Source organism: Streptomyces sp. MNU89 (assembly GCF_020982505.1).
Lineage (GTDB): Bacteria > Actinomycetota > Actinomycetes > Streptomycetales > Streptomycetaceae > Streptomyces > Streptomyces xinghaiensis.
Genome location: NZ_JAJKLL010000001.1, coordinates 1,705,210 through 1,726,813, shown reverse-complemented (window position 1 = coordinate 1,726,813; position 21,604 = coordinate 1,705,210). Strand labels below are relative to the sequence as shown.

14 protein-coding genes and 2 pseudogenes are annotated in these 21,604 nt (G+C 73.3%); 11 read left to right on the top strand and 5 right to left on the bottom strand.

The annotated features are described in order from the left end of the window. Positions 1-111 precede the first annotated feature (111 nt). The 3 genes from E4N63_RS07305 to E4N63_RS07295 are packed head-to-tail and all read left to right on the top strand — an operon-like array spanning position 112 to position 3,498. Positions 112-1,014, top strand: coding sequence for a carbohydrate ABC transporter permease (locus tag E4N63_RS07305; RefSeq protein ID WP_230240257.1), 903 nt, complete (start codon positions 112-114; stop codon positions 1,012-1,014). Next, the gene (locus tag E4N63_RS07300; protein WP_230240256.1) at positions 1,011-1,856 is read left to right on the top strand and encodes a carbohydrate ABC transporter permease; all 846 of its coding nucleotides are present in this window, start codon (positions 1,011-1,013) and stop codon (positions 1,854-1,856) included. Before E4N63_RS07305 ends, E4N63_RS07300 begins: the two co-directional genes overlap by 4 nt. 1 nt (position 1,857) lies before the next feature. Beyond that, the gene (locus E4N63_RS07295; RefSeq protein ID WP_230240255.1) at positions 1,858-3,498 is read left to right on the top strand and encodes a beta-N-acetylhexosaminidase; all 1,641 of its coding nucleotides are present in this window, start codon (positions 1,858-1,860) and stop codon (positions 3,496-3,498) included. 63 nt (positions 3,499-3,561) lie between these two features. On the opposite strand, the gene E4N63_RS07290 is transcribed toward E4N63_RS07295, so the two are convergent. Next, complete coding sequence (locus E4N63_RS07290; RefSeq protein ID WP_230240254.1) at positions 3,562-5,166, bottom strand: amidohydrolase family protein; 1,605 nt, start codon at positions 5,164-5,166, stop codon at positions 3,562-3,564. Between the two features lie 236 nt (positions 5,167-5,402). Here E4N63_RS07290 and E4N63_RS07285 point away from each other — a divergent pair, with 236 nt between their 5' ends. The 3 genes from E4N63_RS07285 to E4N63_RS07275 are packed head-to-tail and all read left to right on the top strand — an operon-like array spanning position 5,403 to position 7,746. After that, entirely contained in the window at positions 5,403-6,566 is a 1,164-nt protein-coding gene (locus E4N63_RS07285) for a sugar kinase (RefSeq protein WP_374112706.1), read from the top strand. Continuing rightward, positions 6,563-7,339 carry an IclR family transcriptional regulator gene (locus E4N63_RS07280; RefSeq protein WP_230240253.1) on the top strand — a complete coding sequence of 259 codons (777 nt, stop codon included), beginning with the start codon at positions 6,563-6,565 and terminating at the stop codon, positions 7,337-7,339. Before E4N63_RS07285 ends, E4N63_RS07280 begins: the two co-directional genes overlap by 4 nt. Then, positions 7,336-7,746 (top strand): RidA family protein, encoded by a 411-nt coding sequence (locus tag E4N63_RS07275; RefSeq protein WP_230240252.1) that lies wholly within the window; start codon positions 7,336-7,338, stop codon positions 7,744-7,746. Before E4N63_RS07280 ends, E4N63_RS07275 begins: the two co-directional genes overlap by 4 nt. Here the strand turns inward: E4N63_RS07275 and eda are convergent. Beyond that, positions 7,712-8,428, bottom strand: coding sequence for a bifunctional 4-hydroxy-2-oxoglutarate aldolase/2-dehydro-3-deoxy-phosphogluconate aldolase (gene eda / locus E4N63_RS07270; RefSeq protein WP_230240251.1), 717 nt, complete (start codon positions 8,426-8,428; stop codon positions 7,712-7,714). The two genes, E4N63_RS07275 and eda, sit on opposite strands and share 35 nt — an antisense overlap. 180 nt (positions 8,429-8,608) lie before the next feature. On the opposite strand from eda, the pseudogene E4N63_RS07265 reads away from it, so the two are divergent. Beyond that, a pseudogene (locus tag E4N63_RS07265) lies at positions 8,609-9,846 on the top strand (arginine deiminase). A 174-nt stretch (positions 9,847-10,020) separates the two neighbouring features. Further along, positions 10,021-11,028 carry an ornithine carbamoyltransferase gene (gene argF / locus E4N63_RS07260; protein WP_125625476.1) on the top strand — a complete coding sequence of 336 codons (1,008 nt, stop codon included), beginning with the start codon at positions 10,021-10,023 and terminating at the stop codon, positions 11,026-11,028. Positions 11,029-11,122: 94 nt separating this feature from the next. Here argF and E4N63_RS07255 read toward each other — a convergent pair. Further along, positions 11,123-12,504 (bottom strand): annotated as a pseudogene (locus E4N63_RS07255) (CoA transferase). A gap of 203 nt (positions 12,505-12,707) precedes the next feature. Between E4N63_RS07255 and E4N63_RS07250 the strand changes: the two are divergent. Then, positions 12,708-13,274, top strand: a complete 567-nt coding sequence (locus E4N63_RS07250) for a hypothetical protein (RefSeq protein WP_230240250.1) — start codon at positions 12,708-12,710, stop codon at positions 13,272-13,274. Positions 13,275-13,400: 126 nt separating this feature from the next. Here E4N63_RS07250 and E4N63_RS07245 read toward each other — a convergent pair whose 3' ends face one another. Beyond that, the gene (locus tag E4N63_RS07245) at positions 13,401-15,281 is read right to left on the bottom strand and encodes a glycoside hydrolase family 15 protein (RefSeq protein ID WP_125625478.1); all 1,881 of its coding nucleotides are present in this window, start codon (positions 15,279-15,281) and stop codon (positions 13,401-13,403) included. A gap of 418 nt (positions 15,282-15,699) precedes the next feature. Here E4N63_RS07245 and E4N63_RS07240 point away from each other — a divergent pair, with 418 nt between their 5' ends. Both E4N63_RS07240 and E4N63_RS07235 read left to right on the top strand, forming a co-directional pair. Continuing rightward, positions 15,700-16,641, top strand: a complete 942-nt coding sequence (locus E4N63_RS07240; RefSeq protein WP_230240249.1) for an NAD-dependent epimerase/dehydratase family protein — start codon at positions 15,700-15,702, stop codon at positions 16,639-16,641. Further along, entirely contained in the window at positions 16,611-20,420 is a 3,810-nt protein-coding gene (locus E4N63_RS07235; RefSeq protein WP_374112705.1) for an aminotransferase class I/II-fold pyridoxal phosphate-dependent enzyme, read from the top strand. Before E4N63_RS07240 ends, E4N63_RS07235 begins: the two co-directional genes overlap by 31 nt. Positions 20,421-20,875: 455 nt before the next feature. Here E4N63_RS07235 and E4N63_RS07230 read toward each other — a convergent pair whose 3' ends face one another. Beyond that, positions 20,876-21,331: a helix-turn-helix domain-containing protein gene (locus E4N63_RS07230; protein WP_125623697.1), complete on the bottom strand. Its 456-nt coding sequence runs from the start codon at positions 21,329-21,331 to the stop codon at positions 20,876-20,878. Between the last annotated feature and the right edge of the window lie 273 nt (positions 21,332-21,604).

Sequence of the window (21,604 nt, the reverse complement as noted above, 5' to 3'; positions counted from 1 at the left end):
GGCCCCTCCCCGGACGGGCCGGCCTCCGGAGGGCTTCCGGCCGCGGGTCCCGACGGGGCGGTCACCGGCCGCCCCGCCGAGCCCGCCGGACCTCCCCTCGCTCCCGCAGGCGTGCCGGCACAAGGCAAGCCGGCGCGTGCCCGCACCGGATGGACCCCGTGGCTCTACCTCGCCCCCGCCCTCGTCGTCCTCGGTGCCCTGCTCGCCTACCCCATCTACCAGCTCGGCCTGATCTCGGTCTTCCGGTTCACCCAGGCCCAGGTCAGCGGCGGCGAACCGACCGTCTTCCAAGGGCTTGACAACTATGCCGAGCTGTTCGGGGACGAGCAGTTCTGGCAAGTGCTGCTGGCGACCGTCCTCTTCGCGACTGCGTGTGTCGCCTCGACGCTGGCCGCGGGCTGCACGCTCGCCGTGCTCCTCACGCGCGTGCGCGCGCTGCCGCGGCTCGCCCTGATGCTGGCCGCGCTCGGCGCCTGGGCCACCCCCGCGGTGACCGGGTCCACGGTCTGGCTGTTCCTCTTCGACCCCGACTTCGGCCCGGTGAACCGGATCCTCGGGATCGGCGACCACTCGTGGACGTACGGGCGCTACAGCGCCTTCTTCCTCGTCCTGCTCGAAGTCGTCTGGTGCTCCTTCCCGTTCGTGATGGTGACGGTGTACGCCGGCATCCGCGCCGTACCCGCCGAGGTGTTGGAGGCCGCCGCCCTGGACGGCGCCTCGCAGTGGCGGATCTGGCGCTCCGTGCTCGCGCCGATGCTGCGGCCGATCCTGACCGTCGTCACCATCCAATCGGTGATCTGGGACTTCAAGGTCTTCACCCAGATCTACGTCATGACGAACGGCGGCGGCATCGCGGGCCAGAACCTGGTCCTGAACGTGTACGCCTACCAACAGGCGTTCGCATCGTCCGAGTACGGCCTCGGTTCGGCGATCGGCGTGGTGATGCTGCTGATCCTGCTGGCCGTCACGCTCGTCTACCTGCGGTTGCTGCGCCGGCAGGGGGAGGAACTGTGAATTCTGTACGGGGGCGTGTACAGCGCCCGTGGCGACTGGCCGCCGAGGCCTCGGCCCTGCTGGTCGCGGCTGTCGTGGCCTTCCCCCTCTACTGGATGGTGCTCGGCGCGTTCAAACCGGCCGGGGAGATCGAGTCGAGCGAACCGCGGCCGTGGACCACGTCACCTTCCCTGGAGTCCTTCCAGCGCGTCTTCGGGCAGCAGGAGTTCGGCCGCTACTTCGTCAACAGCCTTGTCGTCGCCGGTACCGTGGTGGTCGCCTCGGCGCTGATCGCGTTCCTCGCGGCGACCGCCGTGACGCGCTTCCGCTTCCGCTTCCGGACCACTTTGCTGATCATGTTTCTGGCGGCCCAGATGGTGCCCGTGGAGGCCCTGACGATCCCGATGTTCTTCCTCATGCGGGACTTCGGTCAGCTGAACACGCTGGGATCGCTGATCCTGCCGCACCTCGCCTTCTCGCTGCCCTTCGCGATCTGGATGCTGCGAGGGTTCGTGAAGGCCGTGCCGGAGGCGCTGGAGGAGGCCGCGTACATCGACGGGGCGAGCCGTGCGCGGTTCCTGTGGCAGATCCTCTTCCCCCTGGTCTTCCCCGGCCTCGTGGCCACGAGTGTGTTCTCCTTCATCTCGGCCTGGAACGACTTCCTGTTCGCCAAGTCCTTCATCATCAGCGACACATCCCAGTCGACCCTGCCGATGGCGCTGCTGGTGTACATGAAGCCGGACGATCCCGACTGGGGCGGTGTGATGGCCGCCTCCACGGTGATGACGCTCCCGGTTCTGGTCTTCTTCGTCTTGGTACAACGACGGCTGGTCTCCGGGCTGGGCGGAGCGGTCAAGGACTGACATGACCTCACTGACGCACCTGATTCCTGCGGCGCAGAGCGTCACGACGCGGGGCGATGAGACGTTCGTCCTCGACGAGGACACCACGCTCACAGCGAGTCCGGGCCTGGGCGGTGAAGAGCGCTGGCTGCGCATGACACTGCAGGCGGCCACCGGTCTGCCGCTGCGCGAGGGCGTACCCGGCCCGCGGGGAGGTGCGGCGGACAACTCCATCGGGCTGCACCACGACCCCAGCCTGCCGTCCGAGGGCTACCGGATCACCATCCGCGACAACCGAACGCTGATCGGCAGCGCGGACACCGCCGGCGCCTTCTGGGGCGCACAGACCCTGCGCCAGCTGCTCGGCCCCGACGCCCACCGCCGGGCACTCCTGCGTCCCACCCGCTGGGAACTGCCGGAAGCCGAGATCCGGGACCGCCCCCGCTTCCGCTGGCGCGGCCTCCTCCTCGACGTCGCCAGGCACTTCATGCCCAAGGACGGCGTGCTGCGCTACCTGGACCTGATGGCCGCACACAAACTCAACGTCCTGCACCTGCACCTGACGGACGACCAGGGCTGGCGTGTCGAGATCAAGCGCCACCCGAAGCTGACCGGGATCGCATCCTGGCGGCCGCGCACGAAACGGGGCCACCGGGCCTCGCCCCTGTGGGTGGAGACACCGCACGGCGGCTACTACACCCAGGACGACATCCGGGAGATCGTCGCCTACGCCGCGGACCGGCACATCACCGTCGTCCCGGAGATCGACGTACCCGGGCATTCACAGGCCGCCATCGCCGCCTATCCGGAACTGGGCAACACCGATGTCATCGACACCACCGCCCTCACCGTCTGGGACACCTGGGGCATCTCTCCGAACGTGCTCGCCCCCGGTGACACCACACTGCGCTTCTACGAGGGGGTGTTCGAGGAGATCCTCGACCTCTTCCCCTCGGAGTTCATCCACGTAGGGGGTGACGAGTGTGCCAAGGACCAGTGGCGGCGCTCGCCTTCCGCGCAGGCCCGCATCAAGGACCTCGGGCTCGCCGGCGAGGACGGACTGCAGTCGTGGTTCATCGGTCACTTCGACCGGTGGCTCTCCGCGCGCGGGCGGCGGCTGATCGGCTGGGACGAGATCCTGGAGGGCGGGCCGGCCCCGGGGGCCGCGGTGTCGTCCTGGCGTGGCCGCGCCGGCGGGATCGCCGCCGCGCGGGCCGGGCACGACGTCGTCATGTGCCCCGAGCAACAGGTGTACCTGGACCACCGGCAGGCCGAAGGCGACGACGAGCCCGTGCCCATCGGGTACGTGCGCACCCTGGAGGATGTCTACCGGTTCGAACCCGTGCCGCCGGAGCTCACGGCCGAACAGGCCCGGCACGTGCTCGGTACGCAGGCCAACGTGTGGACCGAGGCGATGGAGGACCAGGCGCGCGTGGACTACCAGACGTTCCCCAGGCTCGCGGCGTTCGCGGAGGTGGCCTGGAGTGCTCTCGCGGCGCCGGGCGAGCGGGACTTCGTCGACTTCGAGCGGCGGATGACCGTCCATTACGCGCGGCTGGACGCCCTGGGGGTGGGATACCGGCCACCGGACGGGCCGAAGCCGTGGCAGAAGCGGCCCGGCGTGCTCGGGCGGCCGCTCGACGGGCCGCCGCCTCCCGGATGAGCCCCGGACCGCCGGGGACAGGCGGGCCGGCGGCGAAGGCCGGACCCGGTGAGGTGCCGTCCCTCACCGGGTCCGGCGGACCGCCCGCCCGGCCAGTTCGTCCGTGCGTCTGCCGTCCTCGATGACGAACCTGCCGTCGATCAGGACGTGGGGGATGCCGGTCGGCAGGGTGCGGGGGCTGTCGAAGGTGGAGCCTGCCGCGACGGTGCCGGGGTCGAAGAGGACGAGGTCCGCCCGGTATCCCTCGCGGACCAGCCCGCGGTCCGGCAGCCGCAGCCGTGCGGCCGGCCGGGACGTGAGATGGGCGACCGTCTCCTCCAGGGACAGGACGCCCAGTTCACGGGCGTACCGGCCGAGGTAGCGCGGGAAGGTCCCGTATGCCCGCGGGTGGGGCTTGTCCCCTTGGAGGATCCCGTCGCTCCCGCCGGTGTGGATGCGGTGGCGCATGATCGCGCGGACGTTCTCCTCATGGCCGACGTGCTGGAGGATCGTGGAGCCGAGCCGGTCGGCGAGCAGCAGACCGCGGGCGGTGGCCCAGGGTTCCTCGCCGCGCCGGGCGGCACTCTCGGCGACGGTCCTGCCGACGAAGGGCGCGAGCGAGGGCTCGCAGACGCCCGATATCTCGATCGTGTCCCACTCGACGGGCACCCCGTGGCAGCCGTCGGAGCCGATGGCCTCCATGTGGTGGCGGATCAGCTCCGCGGTGGCGTCATCGGCGAGCCGCGCCCGGGTCGCTTCCGGGCCGCCCTCGCTCGCCCAACTCGGCAGGATCGCGACGAGCGTGGTGCAGCCAGGGGTGTACGGATAGGTGTCGAGGGAGATGTCGGCGCCCGCGTCCAGCGCGTCGTCGAGCAGCGTGAGCAGTTCGGGCGCCCGGCCCCGGTTCACGCCGAAGTTCAGGGTGGCGTGGGCAAGATGGAGAGGGCAGCCGGCGTTCCGGGCGAGCCGGACCATCTCCTCGTACGCCTGAAGGGCACCGGCCCCGTAACTGCGGTGGTGGGGGCAGTAATAGCCACCGTACGAGGCCACGACCCGGCACAGTTCGGTGAGTTCGGAGCCGGTCGCGTACATGCCCGGCGTGTACGTCAGGCCCGAGGACATGCCGACGGCGCCCTGTTCCAGGCCCTCGGCGACGAGCTGCTTCATGCGCCCGAGCTCGGCCGGGGTGGCGGGGCGGTCGTCCCAGCCGACCGCGTACATCCGGACCGTGCCCTGCGGGACCAGGTACGCGGCGTTGACGGCCGCGCCCTGCCGGTCGATGCGGTCGAGGTACTCGCCGACCGTGCGCCAGTCGATGTCCATGCCGGTGCCGTCGCCGTTCCATCCCGCGACGGCCGCGCGCACGCCGGCGAGCGTGCGGTCGTCGACGGGCGCGTACGACAGCCCGTCCTGTCCCAGGACTTCGAGCGTCACGCCCTGCGCGGCCTTGGCGCTGTGGTCCGGGTCGCGCAGGAGCGCGAGGTCGCTGTGGGCGTGCATGTCGATGAAGCCCGGGCACAGGGCGAGGCCGTGCGCCTCCAGGACGCGGCGTCCCGTGGGACGGTCGCCCCCTGCTTCGGCCTCCCTGGTGACGGCGGCGATCCGGCCGTTTCGGATGCCGACGTCGGCGCGGTAGGAGTCACCGCCGGCGCCGTCGATGACGCGTACGTCACGGATGACGAGATCCACGGTGTGCCTTTCGGTACGGGCCGGTCCGCGAGGGTCCGGGTCCTTGCCGGGACGAGTGCCGGCGGGCCCGGGAGCGGTGTCAGGAGAAGGCGCGGATGTGGTCCAGCCGGTGGAGGCCTTCGACGGCGTTGGTGGCGGGCATGGTGCGCTTCCCCCTGCCCGGGTATTGCACAGTCTGCAACAGCCATTGCGTGTACCGCTCGCCGGTGTCTAACATCCCGGCCCATGCCAGGTCAATGGAGCAGGTGCCGGGCGACGATCCCCGAAGGAGCGCAGGAGTGACCGCCGCAACCGCAGCAGTGGACGGTGGCGTCGTCGACGTCGTCTGCCTCGGCGAGTCCATGGTCACCTTCCTGCCCTCCCGCCCGGGACGTCTCGCCGACGTACCGTCCTTCGCCCGCGCCATCGGCGGCGCGGAGTCCAATGTGGCCTGCGCACTGGCCGCGGCCGGCCACTCGGTGAAGTGGGTCAGCCGGGTCGGAGCCGACGGCTTCGGCGACCATCTGATCGCGGCGGTCGCCGCCTACGGTGTCGACGTCAGCGCGGTCCGGCGGGACGCGGACCGGCCCACCGGCGTCTACTTCCGCACGGCGACCGACCGGGCCACACCGGCGCATGAGGTCGTCTACTACCGCGCCGGTTCCGCGGCCTCGGTGATGTCCCCGGCCAATGTCCCGCAGGAGGATCTCGATGGGGCGCGGATCCTGCACCTCTCCGGCATGACGGCGGCGCTCTCCGCGGAGTGCCTGGCGCTGATGCGTCATCTGACCGCCCGCCGGGCCGGTCGTCCGCTGCTCTCCTTCGACGTCAACCACCGCCCGGGACTCGGCCGGGACGACCCTGCCGTGTCCCTCGAACTCGCCTGCCGGGCCGACCTTTTGTTCGTGGGGGAGGACGAGGCGGCGCACGCGTGGGGCCTTGACGGGCCCGCGGCGATCCGCGAGGCGCTGCCGGAGCCCGCCGTCCTCGTCGTCAAACAGGGGGCACGCGGAGCGGTGGCGTACGCCCGTGAGCCGGAGCCCTGTGCACCGGAGGTGTGCCGCGACACCGCCACCCGCGCACCCGCCCCGCGTGTGGACGTCATCGACCCGGTCGGTGCGGGCGACGCCTTCGCGGCCGGCTTCCTGTCGGCGACGCTGCGCGCTCTGCCCGTGGGCGCCCGGCTGCGGCACGGCCACTTGATGGCCGCGGCCGCCCTCACCGTCCCCGGCGACCTCGGCAGCCCGCCGCCCGCCGGCCCACCGGGCCGCCACGATTCCGCGGCCCGCGACGTGGCACCTCTCACCCTCGCCTGCGCGGACCGCCTGGCAGCCCTCGACGACGAGCACTGGGGGACACTTCACCTCGGCCCCGGCTGGACGACAGCCGCGCAGGCCACGGAGGAGGTACGTACAGCATGAGCCAGACCGTCGACCGCGCCCTCAGCATTCTGCCGCTGCTCGCACAGGGGCCCGCCGACCTCGGACAGGTGGCCGAGCAGCTCGGCGTCCACAAGTCCACCGCCCTGCGTCTTCTGCGCACGCTGCACGAGCACGGACTCGTCTACCGCTTGCAGGACCAGCGCTACCGCCTGGGTGCCAGGCTCTTCGCCCTCGCGCAGGAAGCCCTGGAGAACCTCGACATCCGCGAGATCGCCCACCCGCACCTCGTGGCCCTCAACGAGAGCTGCGGGCACACGGTGCACCTCGCCGTGTACGAGGACGACGAGGTCCTCTACCTCGACAAGGTCGACAGCCGCTACGCCGTCCGCATGTACTCGCGGATCGGCAAGCCCGTCGCCATCACCGCCGCCGCCGTGGCCAAGCTGCTCCTCGCCGACCTGCCGGAGGCCGAGCGCCGAGCCCTCGCCGCACGCCTCGACTTCCCGCGCTACACGCCCCGTTCGATCCCCAACGCCGCCGCTTTCCTCAAGGAGTTGGCGGCCGTACGCGAACAGGGCTGGGCCACCGACCTCGGTGGCCACGAGGAGTCCATCAACTGCGTGGCAGCCCCCATCCGCGGAGCCGACGGCCGCGTCGTCGCCGCCATGTCGGTCTCCGCGCCCAACGTCGTCGTCACCGCCGAGGAACTTCTCAGCCTGCTCCCGCTGGTGCGCCGCACCGCCGACTCCATCAGCCAGGAGTACTCCGGCGGCATGCCGCGTCAGCCCACCCCATCCGAGGACACCAGATGAACGAGAAGACCGCGATCACCCCCGCCACCCACACCGTCCCGCCCGCAGCGTTCTCCCACGGCGTCCGCAAGGGCAACATTTTCCAGGTCGCCGGCCAGGTGGGCTTCCTCCCCGCCGCCGAGGGCCGGGCGCCCACCGTCGCCGGGCCGACCCTGCGCGAGCAGACCCTGCAGACCCTCGCCAACGTCGCCTCCGTCCTACGGGAGGGCGGCGCGAGCTGGGACGACGTGCTGATGATCCGCGTCTACCTCACGGACACGGACCACTTCGCCGAGATGAATGAGATCTACAACGCCCACTTCGAAGAACAGGGCCTGCGGCAGGCCCCCGCCGCCCGCACAACGGTCTACGTCAATCTCCCCGCGGAACTCCTCATCGAGATCGACGCCCTGGCGGTCCTCGGCTAGGACCCTCTTCACTTCCCGCCCGGACCGACGTGCGCCGCCGCGCGCCGCCGGCCCCGCCGGTCCGGCTTCTGAGCGCCGCTGCCTCCCGGGCGAGGGAGGTGACCCGCGCCCAGTCCCGCGTCGCGATGGCTTCACGGGGCGCCATCCATGTGCCGCCCACACAGCCGACGTTCGGCAGTGCGAGGTACGCGGGCGCCGAGGCGCGCGAGATCCCTCCGGTGGGGCAGAAACGGGCCTGAGGCAGCGGTTCCGCGAGCGATCCCAGATAGGCGGTGCCGCCCGCCGCCTCGGCGGGAAAGAACTTCATCTCGCTCACCCCGCGCTCCAGCAGTGCGACGACCTCCGATGTGGTGGAGACCCCCGGCAGGAAGGGCGCCCCCGACGACGCCATCGCGTCCAGCAGCCCCGCTGTCCATCCGGGGCTCACCAGAAAGCGCGCCCCGGCGGCGACCGCCCCCGTCACGGCCGACGACGAGAGGACCGTGCCGGCGCCGACCACCGCATCGGGCACCTCCTCCGCGACAGCCCGGAGCGCGTCGAGCGCGGCAGGCGTGCGAAGGGTGACCTCGATGACGTGCAGCCCACCCGCGACCAAGGCGCGGGCCAGGGGTACGGCGTCGGCGGCGTTGTCGATGACGACGACGGGGATGACGGGCGGCGCGAGGGCGAGCACGGAGACCATACCGGCATCCTTCTCACCGGTCCCGCGGGACGCAATGAGTGTTGTGGAGGGTGCAACACCCGGGGTGAGGTCCGTTGCGGAGCAGACGGTAAGCCCCGGTTCGCACGGCCGTGCGACACTCCGAGGCCGAGGACGACCGCGGTGCGGGCGCCGGCGGCCCGCCTCGGCCAGGATGGAGGCATGGCGTTCCATGTGGATTCCGAGGCCGGGCGGCTCCGCCGCGTCATCCTGCACCGTCCCGGCAGGGAGCTGAAACGGCTCACTCCCGGCAACAAGGACACCCTGCTCTTCGACGAACTGCTCTGGGTGAGCCGCGCGCAGGAGGAGCACGACGGGTTCGCGGAGGTGCTGCGCGGACGCGGCGTGGAGGTCCACCTGTTCGAGGAGTTGCTGGGCGAGAGCCTGGACATCACGCGGGCCCGGGAGATGGTGCTCGACCGCACCTTCGACGAACGGGAGTACGGGCCGCTGGCCACCGGGCATCTGCGCGGGCTGTTCGAGGAGTTGCCCGGCCCTGAGCTGGCCCGGGCGCTGATCGGCGGCGTGACCAAACGGGAGTTCCTGGAGCGGTACGCCGAGCCGGCGTCGGTCCGCTTCCACGTGATGGACCCGGACGACTTCCTGATCGCGCCCCTGCCCAACCACCTCTTCACCCGGGACACCTCGGCCTGGATCTACGACGGGGTGGCGATCAACGCGATGCGCTGGCCGGCCCGGCAGCGCGAGACCGTGCACTTCGCCGCCGTCTACCGGCACCACCCGCTCTTCCGCGGCGACCGCGCGGGCGGCTTCCGCGTCTGGTCCGAGGGCGAGGGCGACCACCCCTCCACCATCGAGGGCGGTGACGTGCTCGTCCTCGGCAACGGAGCGGTTCTGATCGGGATGAGCGAGCGCACCACGCCGCAGGCGGTGGAGATGCTGGCGCGGGGCCTGTTCGCGGCTGGCTCGGCCCGTACGATCGTGGCGCTCGACATGCCCAAGGGCCGGGCGTTCATGCACCTGGACACGGTGATGACCATGGTCGACGGCGACACCTTCACCCAGTACGCGGGCCTGGGCATGCTCCGCTCGTACACCATCGAACCGGGCGCGGAGGTGCAGGACCTCAAGGTCACCGACCATCCGCCGGAGCACATGCACCGGGCCGTCGCGGCGGCGCTCGGGCTGGACCGCATCCGGGTCCTCACCGCGGTCCAGGACGTGCACGCGGCCGAGCGCGAGCAGTGGGACGACGCCTGCAACGTCCTCGCCGTGGAGCCGGGGGTCGTGGTCGCGTACGAGCGGAACTCCACGACCAACGCGTACCTGCGCGACCAGGGGGTCGAGGTCATCGAGATCCCCGGCAGCGAACTGGGGCGGGGAGGGGCGGGCCGCGCTGCATGAGCTGCCCGGTCGAACGGGACCCGGTGCGGCGGTGACGGCCCCGGCGGGGCGGTCCGGGGCCGCTCCGCCAACCGGGGCCCGGGGCTCCGGGATCACTCGGGACGGATCACCCTGGCCAGCGTATAGCGATGCGGGGTATCGTATAGTCTTCCACCGCGCCGGACGGCGCCCCGCCACCCCACCATCGTCAGTGACCGAGGAGCTTCCCCATGGCGACAGACCTCACGGGCCGCCACTTCCTCAAGGAGCTGGACTTCAGCGCCGAGGAATTCCGCCATCTCCTGGCGCTGGCAGCGGAGTTGAAGGCCGCCAAGCGGGCCGGGACCGAGACGCCGTCCCTCCGGGGCCGCAACATCGCGCTGATCTTCGAGAAGACCTCGACCCGCACCCGCTGCGCCTTCGAGGTGGCCGCCGCCGACCAGGGCGCCTCGACGACCTACCTGGACCCCTCCGGCTCGCAGATCGGGCACAAGGAGTCGGTCAAGGACACCGCCCGGGTGCTCGGCCGGATGTTCGACGGCATCGAGTACCGGGGCCACGGACAGGAGGCCGTCGAGGAGCTCGCCGCGCACGCCGGGGTCCCCGTCTTCAACGGCCTGACGGACGAGTGGCACCCCACCCAGATGCTCGCCGACACGCTCACCATGACCGAGCACAGCCCCAAGCCGCTGCACGAGATCGCCTACGCCTACCTCGGCGACGCCCGCTGCAACATGGGCAACTCCTACCTCGTGACGGGCGCGCTGCTCGGCATGGACGTCCGGATCGTGGCGCCCCGGTCCCTCTGGCCGTCCGAGGAGGTCGTGGCGGAGGCGGAGCGGCTCGCCGCGGGCAGCGGCGCCCGGGTGACGCTCACCGAGGAGATCACGGAGGGCGTGCGCGGCGCGGACTTCGTGGCCACCGACGTCTGGGTCTCCATGGGCGAGCCCAAGGAGGTCTGGGACGAGCGGATCGCGCTGCTGAGCCCGTACGCCGTGACGGCGGACGTCCTGGCCGCGACCGGCAACCCGGACGTCAAGTTCCTGCACTGCCTGCCCGCCTACCACGACCTCGGCACCAAGGTTGCCCGCGAGATCCACGAGCAGTACGGCCTGACCTCGCTCGAAGTCACCGACGAGGTCTTCGAGTCCGACCGCTCCGTCGTCTTCGACGAGGCCGAGAACCGCATGCACACCATCAAGGCCGTACTGGTCGCCACCATGGCCGGCCTGAAGTAGCACAGTCGGCCCCGCCGGAAGGCGGGCAGCGGAGGCAGCAGCGGCGGCCCTGTCCGTGAGCCGCCGTGAAGCCGTGAAGCCGCGCCGCCGCCTCTCAGCTCTCCCAGGCCGGACGGTCCGTGCCCCACACCCCGGGCGGGCGGCTCCAGTTGGCGGGCGCGCCCGCGTACCCGACGGGCGGGAGGGCGTGGCGGAGCGTGCCGGCGGGGAGGCGGTCTCGGTCAGCCAGGCTTCCGGCTCGTACGGCTCGCCGTTCAGGGGCGCCGGGCGGATGCCGTGCAGCAGCCAGGAGGCGGTGCCCGCGAGGGCGAGCCGCAGATGGCGGCCGGCCCCGGTCGTCCGGCGGTCGGTGAGGGCACGCAGGACCGCGGCCGCGAGCAGATACCCGGTGCCGTGGTCCAGCGCCTGCGCGGGCAGCACGCCGGGCCGGCCGTCGTCACCGGCGGCCTCGGCCGCGGCGATGCCACACGCCGCCTGGACGAGGCTGTCGAAGCCGCGCCGCCCGGCCCACGGCCCGGACGGGTCCCAGGCGCGGAGCTGGGCGACGATGAGGCCGGGCCGGCGCTCGAACAGCGCCTCCGGCGACAGCCCGTACCGGTCGAGCGCTCCGGGCCGGTAGCCGGTGATCAGGACGTCGGCCGAGGCGAGCAGCTCCTCGAAGGTCTCCCGTCCTCCGGGGGAGGAGAGGTCGAGCAGCGCCGAGCGCTTGCCCATGCCGGTGTCGGCGTGGGCGTCCGCGAACTCCCGGACGCCGGGCGGATCCACGCGCAGGACGTCGGCCCCCAGCAGGGCGAGGGTGCGGGTGGCCACGGGGCCGGCGATGACCCGCGTCAGGTCCAGGACCCGGACCCCGGCGGCCGGCAGCGGGGCCGGCGGCAGCTCCCGGGCGCGGCCCCCGCCGGCCGTCCGCGCCCCGGTGATCCGTGTTCCGACGAGCGGGTGGACGGCCGGCGCCGGCTCGGTGGCGACGGCCACGGCCAGGCCGCCCGCCGCGTAGACGGTCTCCTGCACCTCCCGGGCCGGGCGCGAACCCACTTCGGCCGCCAGCGCCGCGGACGCCGCCCGGTCGTCGGCGGTCTCGCCGATGCCCAGGGCGGCCAGCAACCGGGCACGGTGGTGCGGGTAGTTGGCGTGGGTCCGCACCCAGCCGTCGGCCGCCCGCCAGAAACCGGACAGCGGCGCGAAGGTGACCGGGGCCCGGCCGTCGATCCGCAGATGGCGCTCGCTGACGAACGCCGTGGCCACCGCCCCCTCGTGCACCCGCACCTCCGGCAGCGGGCAGGCGTTGCGAGCGGCCAGCAGCTCGGCGGCGGCCAGCGAGCACACGCCCACCGTCGCCCGCGCCAGCTCCCGCACCGGCAGCCGGGCCGGGAGTATGCCCTCCGCCCCGGTGAAGGAGACACGGCCGGCCAGGTCCTCCGGGCCGCCGAGTGCGGCCCACGCGTCCGCGGTCGCGGCGTCGATTCCACTCGTCATCCGGCCATGGTGCGGCAGGACCCCCAGCCGGGTGGTCGTCCGGAGACGGACATCACACCCGCCCCGGCCGATCGCCGTGACCGGTCACTTCCGGCCAACCCCCGTACACAGACCTTGGAAACGGCACAACGGGGGCAGGCGAAACCGAACAAGCCGCCTCCGAGAAGCGGAAAGGGCGCGCGGCCATGCGGAACACGCGAAGCATGCGGAAGCTGACGCAAAGACTCGAACGACACCTCGGGGCCCAGGCGCTCCTCATCCTGCTGGTGGCGTGGCCCGCGCTCGCGTTCACCGGCCGGGAGTCCTGGTCCGGTTCCTTCGCACGCGCCGCGGTGTTCGCGGCCGTGGGCACGGCCGTCCTGGCGTTCGACCAGCGCCGGGACAGCAAGGCCGCCGGGCTGAGCGAGGACGACGCGGCGGACCTCGACCGGAGGCTCCGCCACGGCGAGATCCCCCGGCGCCGGCGGGAGCGGGTGGCCATGTACCGGCTGCTGGTCCACCGCCGCCACCGGATGCGCCACGCCTGGATCGCCCTTCCCGCGCTGGCCGTGGGCATCGCGACGGCCCTCGCCGTCATCGTCAAGGGCGCCGTCGGAGCGGGCCTGTTCCTGCTCGCCGTCCTGGTGTGCGTCACCGCCGTCGGCGCCTGGGGCAGCCACCGCCAGCTCACCCGCCTCCGCCGCCTGGAGGAATCCCTGGTCCGCGAGCGCGAGCGCGAGCGTGAACGTGAACGGCAACGCGCCCGCGTCCACGCCTCCGCGGGTGCCTGACACCCACGGGCTCGCGGCCGTCACATCACCGCAGGACGACGCGGACGCCCCTCTCCTCGCCGCGGCACCGGGATCTCGACGCGGTGCGCTCACACCTCCGGGCTGCGGCAACCGGGTGCCGGGCCGTCAGCCCGCAGGCCCTCCGCCGGACCCTTCCCCGTGCCGCTCCTCCGCCTGGGCGATGGTCCACGCGGCGTTGACCAGTCCGATGTGGCTGAACGCCTGGGGGAAGTTGCCCAGCGGCTGCCCGGTGTCCGGGGCGGCCTGCTCGGCGAGGAGGCCGAGGTCGTTGGCGTGCGCGGCGGCCCGTTCGAAGGTGGCGCGGGCCTCGGCCGTGCGTCCGGCCACCGCCTGGGCCTGGGCGAGCCAGAAGGTGCACAGCAGGAAGCTGCCCTCCCGCCCGGCCAGCCCGTCGACGCCGGTGACGCCGGCGGCCGTGCCGTAGCGCCGTACGAGGCCCCGGCTGTCCGTGAGGTGGGCGGCGACGGCGTCGAGGGTGGCGAGGAAACGCGGGTCGTCGGCGGGCAGGAAACCGGTGAGGGGCAGCATGAGGGCGGAGGCGTCCAGGGCGTCGCTGCCGAAGGACTGCGTGTAGGCGCCGACCGCCGGGTTCCAGCCCCGGTCGAGGATCGCGGCGCGGATCTCCTCGCGGGTCCGGCGCCATGCCGCGGCGTGCCCGGTGGCGCGCAGCAGCGGTGCGAGCCGCACGGCGCGGTCGAGCGCAACCCAGCACATGAGCTTGGAGTACAGAAAGTGCCGCGCCTCGCCACGGATCTCCCAGATGCCGTGGTCCGGCCGGCGCCACGCCTCGGCGGCGGTGTCGGCCAGGCCCGTCAGGAAGGAGCGCAGCGCCGGCCCGGAGCCGAGCTGGTCCTCGAAGCGGGCCGCGGTGTCGAGGAGTTCGCCGTAGACGTCCAGTTGGGGCTGGTTCCAGGCGCCGTTGCCGACGCGCACGGGCCGGCTGCGGCGCCAGCCGGCCAGATGCGGCAGCTCGCGTTCGCTCAGGTCGTGCTCGCCGCCGATGCCGTACATGATCTGCAGGTGGGAGCGGGTCCAGCCGGTGGCCGCGGCGCCGGCCATGAAGGCGAAGAACTCGTCCGCCTCGTCCGGGCAGGCGGCCACCCACAGCGCGTCCATGGTGAACGCGGCGTCCCGCACCCAGGCGTAGCGGTAGTCCCAGTTCCGCACCCCGCCGGGGTCCTCGGGCAGCGAGGTGGTCGCCGCGGCCACGATCGCCCCGGTGGGCTGGTAGGAGAGGGCCTGGAGGATCCGGCCGGAGTGGTGCACCTGCTCCTTCCAGGGGCCGGAGTAGCTCTGGTGCATCCGTGACCACCGCTGCCAGGCGGTGACGGTGTCCTCCAGCTGCCGGGCGAGGTCGTCCTGGCTCCACACCCGCGGGTCCGGACCGCCGGACGGGGCCCACTGCAGGGCGAAGCGGAGCGTCCGCCCCGCCCGTACCCGTACGGTGCCGTGGGCCGCGCCGGCGGCCCGGGTGAGGGGGACCGGGCTGGTCAGGGCGAAGTCGGCGGGGCCGCCGCGGGCCCGGAACCCGCCCTCGCACACCGACAGCAGCGGGACGACCAGGCCGTACTCCGGGCGCGGCCGGAAGTCCACGGTCAGTTCGGCGGAGCCGCGGGAGCAGTGCACCGAACGGATCAGCAGGTGCGGGGCCCGTTCCCCGAGCCGGTGCGGGTCCCTGCCGGGGCCGGTGGCCAGGGCGTCGGTGAGGACGACCGTGCCGGTGGGCGTGGTGAACTCGGTCCGCAGGACCATGCTGTCCTCCACGTACCGGCGGGTGACGCGGGTGTCACCCGCCGGCCGGATCGTCCAGCTTCCGGCGCGTTCGTCGAGGAGGGCGGCGAAGACGGCGGGGCTGTCGAAGCGGGGGAAGCAGAGCCAGTCGACCGCACCCGTGCGGTCGACCAGGGCCGCGCTGTGCCGGTCGGACAGCAGCCCGTAGTCCCCGATCGGGGTGCCCGCCCCCCGGGTGCGGGATCGCGCTGGCATCACGCCCGGCCCTCCGGTTCCTCTGCGGCGACGATGCTGTGCCGGAACGCCCTGTGGCCGCGGTCCGCCCTACGGCCGCGGTCCGCCGGACGGTTTCGGCGGCCGTCCCGAGCGGTTCCGGGCGGTCCCGGTCCGGTCCGGCCCGGTCGCCCGCTCGCCCGCCGGGCCGGGTGGCGGCTCCACCCTGCCACGCGCAGGGCCGTGCCGCCGGGCCGTCCACGCGGGCTCGCCGGGTGACGGAGTTCCCGTCCGCGCGGCCGGGAAACCCCTGCAACCAGCGGTGACGGGACGGCGCCGAGCTCTCGGCCGCCCGTGCCCCGCCGGCGGAGACCACCCCGGCGGCGCAGGCCGGCAGGCACCCGCCGACACCCCCGGCACCCCTGCCACAGCCACCGCACACACGCGCTAATGTGCGCGCGTGAGCCTTTCTGTCGTCTTAGGTTTCGGGCCCGCCGGGGCAGCCACCGCACGGCTGCTGGCCGATCAGGGGCATTCCGTACGAGTCATCAGCAAGTCGGGCCGAAGTCCGGAGCCCGGTATCGAACACGTCGCGCTGGACGCGACAGACAGCGGGCGGCTGACCGAGGCCGCCCGGGGAGCGGACGCGATCTACAGCTGCGCCGCACCGCCCTACCCGCGCTGGGCGAGCGACTGGCCGCCGCTGGCCTCCTCCCTCCACACGGCGGCCGAGGAGACCGGGGCCGTCCTGGTCATGCTCGGCAACCTCTACGGCTACGGCCCCGTGGACGGCCCCCTCACCGAGGACCTGCCGCTCGCGGCGACCGGCCCCAAGGGGCGCGTGCGCGCCACCGTGTGGGAGCAGACCCGGCAGCTCCACGAACAGGGCCGCATCCGGGCCGTCGAGGTGCGCGCCTCGGACTTCTTCGGGCCCGGCGTGACCGACGGCGGGCACCTCGCCGGGCGCGTCATGCCCCGGCTGCTGCGCGGCAAGCCGGTCTCCACGCTCGGCGACCCGGACGCCCCGCACAGCTGGAGCTACGTCCCCGACGTGGCGCGGGCGCTCGTCGAGGTCGCGGGCGAGGAACGGGCCCGGGGACGCGCCTGGCACGTTCCGACGGCGCCCCCGCAGTCCGTCCGGGAGATGACCGACCGCCTCGCCGCCCGGGCCGGGACGGGGCCGGTCGCCGTGCGCGGCCTGCCGCCGGCGGTGCTGGGCATCGCGTCGCTCTTCTCCCCGATGCTGCGCGAACTGAAGGAGGTCCGCTACCAGTTCGACCGACCGTTCGTCATCGACGCGAGCGCCTACGAAGCCGCGTTCACGGTGCGGGCCACCCCCCTCGACGAACAGGTCGGGGCGACGGTGGACTGGTGGCGCGAGCGCCTGGCGGCCTCCCGGTGACGGCCGCGACCGCGAAGGAACCCCCCGCGGGCTTACCCGGAGCACGGCGCGACGACATCGCGATCGTGGGCATGGCCTGCCGGTTCCCCGGGGCGCGGAACGTCAACCGGTACTGGCGGCTCCTCATGGACCCGCGGGCGCAGTTCTCCACCGTCCCGGACTCCCGGTGGCGCGCCGCCGCCTTCCTCCGCGACGACTTCCGCGACACCTGCTCGGCGTACACCGACACCATGGCGCTGCTGCCGGACATCGGCCACTTCGACGCCGTGCACTACGGCATCCCGCCGCGGCGGGCCCGGGCGATGGACCCCCAGCACCGGCTGCTCATCGACCTCGCCCGGGAGGCCGTCCAGGACGCGGGCTGGGAGGCCGAGGGCTTCGACCGCGAGGAGACCTCGGTGATCACGGCACTCACCGAGAGCGGCTACCGCGGGCTCAGCACCCTGCAGATCCGGATGCGCCAGCTCGCCGGCGGCGAGTTCGGGGCGCGGGCGGCCGGCCCCGGCTGGGCCGACGCGGTCCGCGGCGTCAGCGGCCTGCACGGCACCTCCGTGGCCGGGCTGCTGCTCAACATGGGCCCGAACACGATCAGTTCGGTCCTCGATCTGCACGGCGAGAGCTACGCCCTGGACTCGGCGTGCTCCGGCGGGCTCATGGCCGTGGCCAACGCCGTGTTCGCGCTGCGCGCCGGCCGGTGCCGTATCGCCCTCGCGGGCGGCGCCCAACTGCACGTCACCCCGGACCTGCTGGTGGGGCTGTGCCGGATCGGCGCCATCTCGCGCACCGGCAGATGCCTGCCCTTCGGCGCGGAGGCCGACGGCTTCGTCCTCGGGGAGGGCGCCGGGGTCCTGGTGCTGCGCCCCCTGTCCGACGCGCTGGCGGCCGGCGACCGGGTCTACGCGGTGATCCGGGGCGTGGGCACGGCCAACGACGGGACCGTCCAGGGCGGTCTGCACCCCGAGGCGGCCGGCCAGCTCCGGGCGCTGCGCCGGGCCTACCGTGACGCGGACCTGGCCCCGGACGCGGTGGGCTATCTGGAGGCGCACGGCACCGGGACCACGGTCGGCGATCCCGTCGAGGTCGGCGTCCTGCGCGAGCTGCGCGGGGAAGAGGGCGCGCCCGCCTACCTCGGCGCGGTGAAGGCGGTGGTCGGGCACTCGCTCAACGCCGCCGGCATCGCCGGGCTCGTCAAGGCCGTCCTGGCCGTGCACCGGGGAGTGATACCGCCGCAGCCGGAGTTCGGCCTGGCGGACCGCTCCGGGCTCGACGCCGCACGGCTGACCGTCCCGGCGGAACCGTCCCCGTGGCCGGGGTCCGGGCAGCCGCGCCGGGCGGGGGTGAGCGCCTTCGGCTTCGGCGGCACCGGGGTCCATCTGGTGGTGGAGGAGTGCGACGCGGCAGCGGCCCGCCCGGTGGCGGACCGCCCGGCGCCCGACGAGGGGCCGCACCTGCTGGTGCTCAGCGCCCGCGACCGCGCCGGACTGGCCCGGCACGCAAGGGAGTTGGCGCAGATCATCGACGGCGACCGGCCGCCGCCGGCGGGAGTGGCGGACACCCTGGCCCGCCGGACCCTCTTCGCGGAGCGACTGGCCCTGGTGGCGGAGGACGCCGCCGACGCCGCCGCCAAGCTGACCGAGGCGGCCGGGGCCGTGGCGGCGGGGCGGACCGGAAACCTCGGTCCGGGGCTGGTGGCCGGTACGGCGCGGCCGGCCGGTGACGAGCTGCCCGAGGTCGCGGTGCCGGCGCCGGGCTCGCTGTCCGCCGAAGCGCGCTGGGCGGTGCTGGCACGGCTCGCGGAGCGCGTGACCGCCGGTGCGGACCTCCGCCCGGCGCGGGAGCGCATACCCCCGTACACCCTGCCACCGAGCCCTCTCGCCCCGCGCCACCACTGGGTGGTGGACGAATCGGCCCGCGAGGACGGGGACCCGTCGCACGCCGCCGGGGCGTCGGCCGACGGCGCCGCCTCGCCCGGCGCCGAGGCAGTGGATGGGGGCACCTCCCACGCCGTCAGGGCAGTGGATGGGGGCACCTCCCACGCCGTCAGGGCAGTGGGGGAGGGCCGCCCCGCCCCTCCGGGCCCGCCCGGGCCGGCGCCCGTCACGGCGCACCCCGGCGCCGCGTCCGCCGCGGCGTCCCTCGTCTTCGAGGAGGTGTCGCGGACCAGCGTCTTCCCCGTCTCCGACCTGAGCGAGCGGACGGTGCTGGTGACCGACCTCGGCTTCGACTCCCTGATGCTGCAGGAGCTGGAGGTCAACATCGGCAAGCGGATACCCGGCTTCCGCACCGACGAGATCTTCTCGCCGGACCTCACCATCGCGCGCCTGATCGCGCTCGTCGCCCCGCACGTCACGCGGCCGCCCGCACCCGGGGGACTGCTGCCCGGTGAGACACCGGCGGACTGGGACGCGGGCACCGCCCGCGTCGACGACTTCCCGGAGGTGCGGCAGTTCGAGGAGCGGCTGAGCGCCATCACGGGCAGCGGCGCGGACTTCCCGTACTTCCGCGTGCACGAGGGCAACATCCGCGACAGGACCGTCATCGGCGACCGGGAGTACCTGTCCTTCGGCAGCTACAACTACCTGGGACTCTCCGGCCATCCGGCGGTCACCGAGGCCGCGCGGCAAGCGGTGGAGCGGTACGGGACCTCGGTCTCCGCGAGCCGGGTCCTCTCCGGCGAACGGGACCTGACCGTACGCCTGGAGCGGGCGCTCGCCGGCTTCCTCGGCGTGGACGACTGCCTGGCGCTGGTGAGCGGCCACGCCACCAACGTCACCGCGATCGGGCATCTCCTCGGCCCGCGGGACCTCGTGCTCCACGACGATCTGGCCCACGACAGCATCCTGCAGGGCTGCGCGCTGTCCGGGGCGGCGCGGCGCCCGTTCCCCCACAACGACACCGGCCGGCTGGAGCACCTGCTGCGGCTCAACCGCTCCCGATTCCGGCGGGTCCTGATCGTCGTCGAGGGCGCCTACAGCATGGACGGCGATCTGGCCGACCTGCCGGCCGTGATCGGGCTGAAGAAGCGCTACGGCGCCCTGCTGATGGTCGACGAGGCGCACAGCATCGGCACGGTGGGGGAACTCGGCCGCGGTGTGGGGGAGTTCTTCGGCGCCGACCGGTCCGACGTGGATCTGTGGATGGGCACCCTCTCGAAGGCCTTCGCGAGCTGCGGCGGCTACCTCGGCGGCTCGGCCCGGATGGTGCGGTGGCTGCGCCACACGCTGCCCGGCTTCGTCTACAGCGTCGGCCTGACCCCGGCCAACGCGGCCGCGGCTCTGGCCGCCACCGAGCTGATCACCGCCGAACCCCACCGGGTGCGCGCCCTGCGGCGGAACGCGGAGCTGTTCCTCGGCCTGGCCTCCTCGGCCGGCCTGGCGACGGGCTCCAGCGCCCACACGCCGATCGTGCCGTGTCTCCTCGGCGATTCGGCGCGGACCCTGCGCGTCGCGGACCGGCTGTTCGACCGGGGTGTCGTCGCCGACCCGATCTTCCACCCCGCGGTGGAGGAGGGGCTCGCGCGGCTGCGCTTCTTCGTCACCAGTGAACACCGGGAGGAGGACATCGGACGGGCCGTGTCGGTCCTGGCCGAGGAGGTGGCGGCCGCCGGGGATGAGGGGACGGGCGGGACAAGGGGCGCATCTCAGATCAGCGTGCGTTCGATCCGGTCGAGCGTGGCGTCCTCCCGGACCCCCGCCCTCCCCGGCGGCCCCGCCCGGGCCCGGGCGCGCCGCGCCGTCCCTTGGTGCTGCCCACCCGCTGCGAGAGCAGATAGGCGATGATCTCCGCCTCCTGTTCCTGCACGTCGTCGTAGGTCGCGCGCAGGAGCATGTCGCGCACGAGGTCGGGGTCGAGATTGGGGAAGAGGAGGCGGGCGCTCGCCTCGTCCAGCCAACCCGCCCCGCGATGGCAGCAGATGATGTGGCCCAGCTCGTGCAAGATGATGTGCTCCCGATGCGCGCTGGTCGTGTTGGCGTCGTAGAAGATCAGGTCCTCGTCGCGCGCGGCGACCCACATGCCGCACGGGTGCGACGCGGGCATCTGCATCGGGACCACCGTGATGGGACGGTCGCGGATCTCGCCGAGGTAGCGGCAGAGCTCGGCCACGTCGGCCACCTTCGGCAGGTCCAGCTCGGCCAGCCGCCGCGCGCCCGCCTTGCGGAGCCGCTTGAGCCGGCTGCGGCGGTCCTGGTCGGCCGGCCGGCCCTTTCTGCTGCCTCTCACCGGCCGGTGCCCCTCACTTCTGCTCCGAGGGGCCGGCGGGATCGGGATCGGTGACGGGCGGAAGGCCCTGCAACTGCCGGTACTGGTCCATGATGGCCGTGATGGCCCGGAGGTTCTCCCTCTTCATCCCGGCGGCCCGCATCGCCACGGAGCGGACCCCCGCCTGCCGCAGCGCCTCGATGGCGGCGACCTCGCTGAGCACCGACTCGGCGACCTCGTCGTCGAAGAAATAGGCCACCGACACGCCGAAGAAGCGTGCCAGGGCGGCCAGCAGGTCCGGGGAGGGGTTGGAGCGCTTGCCCGTCCGCAACTGCGAGAGGTACACGCCCCCGACGCGGAGGTCGGGGTTGGCCCGCTTCAGCTCGTCCGCCACTTCGGCGTTCGTCCAGTGCCTGCCCTTGGGCCGAACCGTCTTGAAGAGCTGGTCCAGGCGTACTGCCAGCACGGGCCGCTCGTCGGTCTCGGACATTCCCAATCTCCCTCCCGCCACCTCCTCGGTCTTGCTCTCAGCTAACCGTCAGTTTTCCAGATTAGCGGTCAGTTGACAATCTGACGGTACTGCGCCAACGTGGACCCCGGCCGATAGCTGGCAGCTAATTCGCTTACGGGGGAAGCGAGTTGGGTGCCGGCCGCGTCGGCCCGGCCCGGGACGGGGGAACGAACCGGGCCGGGCCGGGCGGGTCGTATCCGCCCGGTCCGCGGGAAACACGGGGGAACGGGGAGGCCCGCCCGGTCTGCAGGG

What these genes read in the sequence shown, in the direction of transcription:
- E4N63_RS07230 (WP_125623697.1), bottom strand. Translation starts at nt 21,331, where the DNA reads ATGTCCGAGACCGACGAGCGGCCCGTGCTGGCAGTACGCCTGGACCAG.
- eda (WP_230240251.1), bottom strand. Translation starts at nt 8,428, where the DNA reads ATGGTCTCCGTGCTCGCCCTCGCGCCGCCCGTCATCCCCGTCGTCGTC.
- argF (WP_125625476.1), top strand. Translation starts at nt 10,021, where the DNA reads ATGGCGACAGACCTCACGGGCCGCCACTTCCTCAAGGAGCTGGACTTC.
- E4N63_RS07285 (WP_374112706.1), top strand. Translation starts at nt 5,403, where the DNA reads ATGGAGCAGGTGCCGGGCGACGATCCCCGAAGGAGCGCAGGAGTGACC.
- E4N63_RS07280 (WP_230240253.1), top strand. Translation starts at nt 6,563, where the DNA reads ATGAGCCAGACCGTCGACCGCGCCCTCAGCATTCTGCCGCTGCTCGCA.
- E4N63_RS07275 (WP_230240252.1), top strand. Translation starts at nt 7,336, where the DNA reads ATGAACGAGAAGACCGCGATCACCCCCGCCACCCACACCGTCCCGCCC.
- E4N63_RS07250 (WP_230240250.1), top strand. Translation starts at nt 12,708, where the DNA reads ATGCGGAAGCTGACGCAAAGACTCGAACGACACCTCGGGGCCCAGGCG.
- E4N63_RS07295 (WP_230240255.1), top strand. Translation starts at nt 1,858, where the DNA reads ATGACCTCACTGACGCACCTGATTCCTGCGGCGCAGAGCGTCACGACG.
- E4N63_RS07245 (WP_125625478.1), bottom strand. Translation starts at nt 15,281, where the DNA reads ATGCCAGCGCGATCCCGCACCCGGGGGGCGGGCACCCCGATCGGGGAC.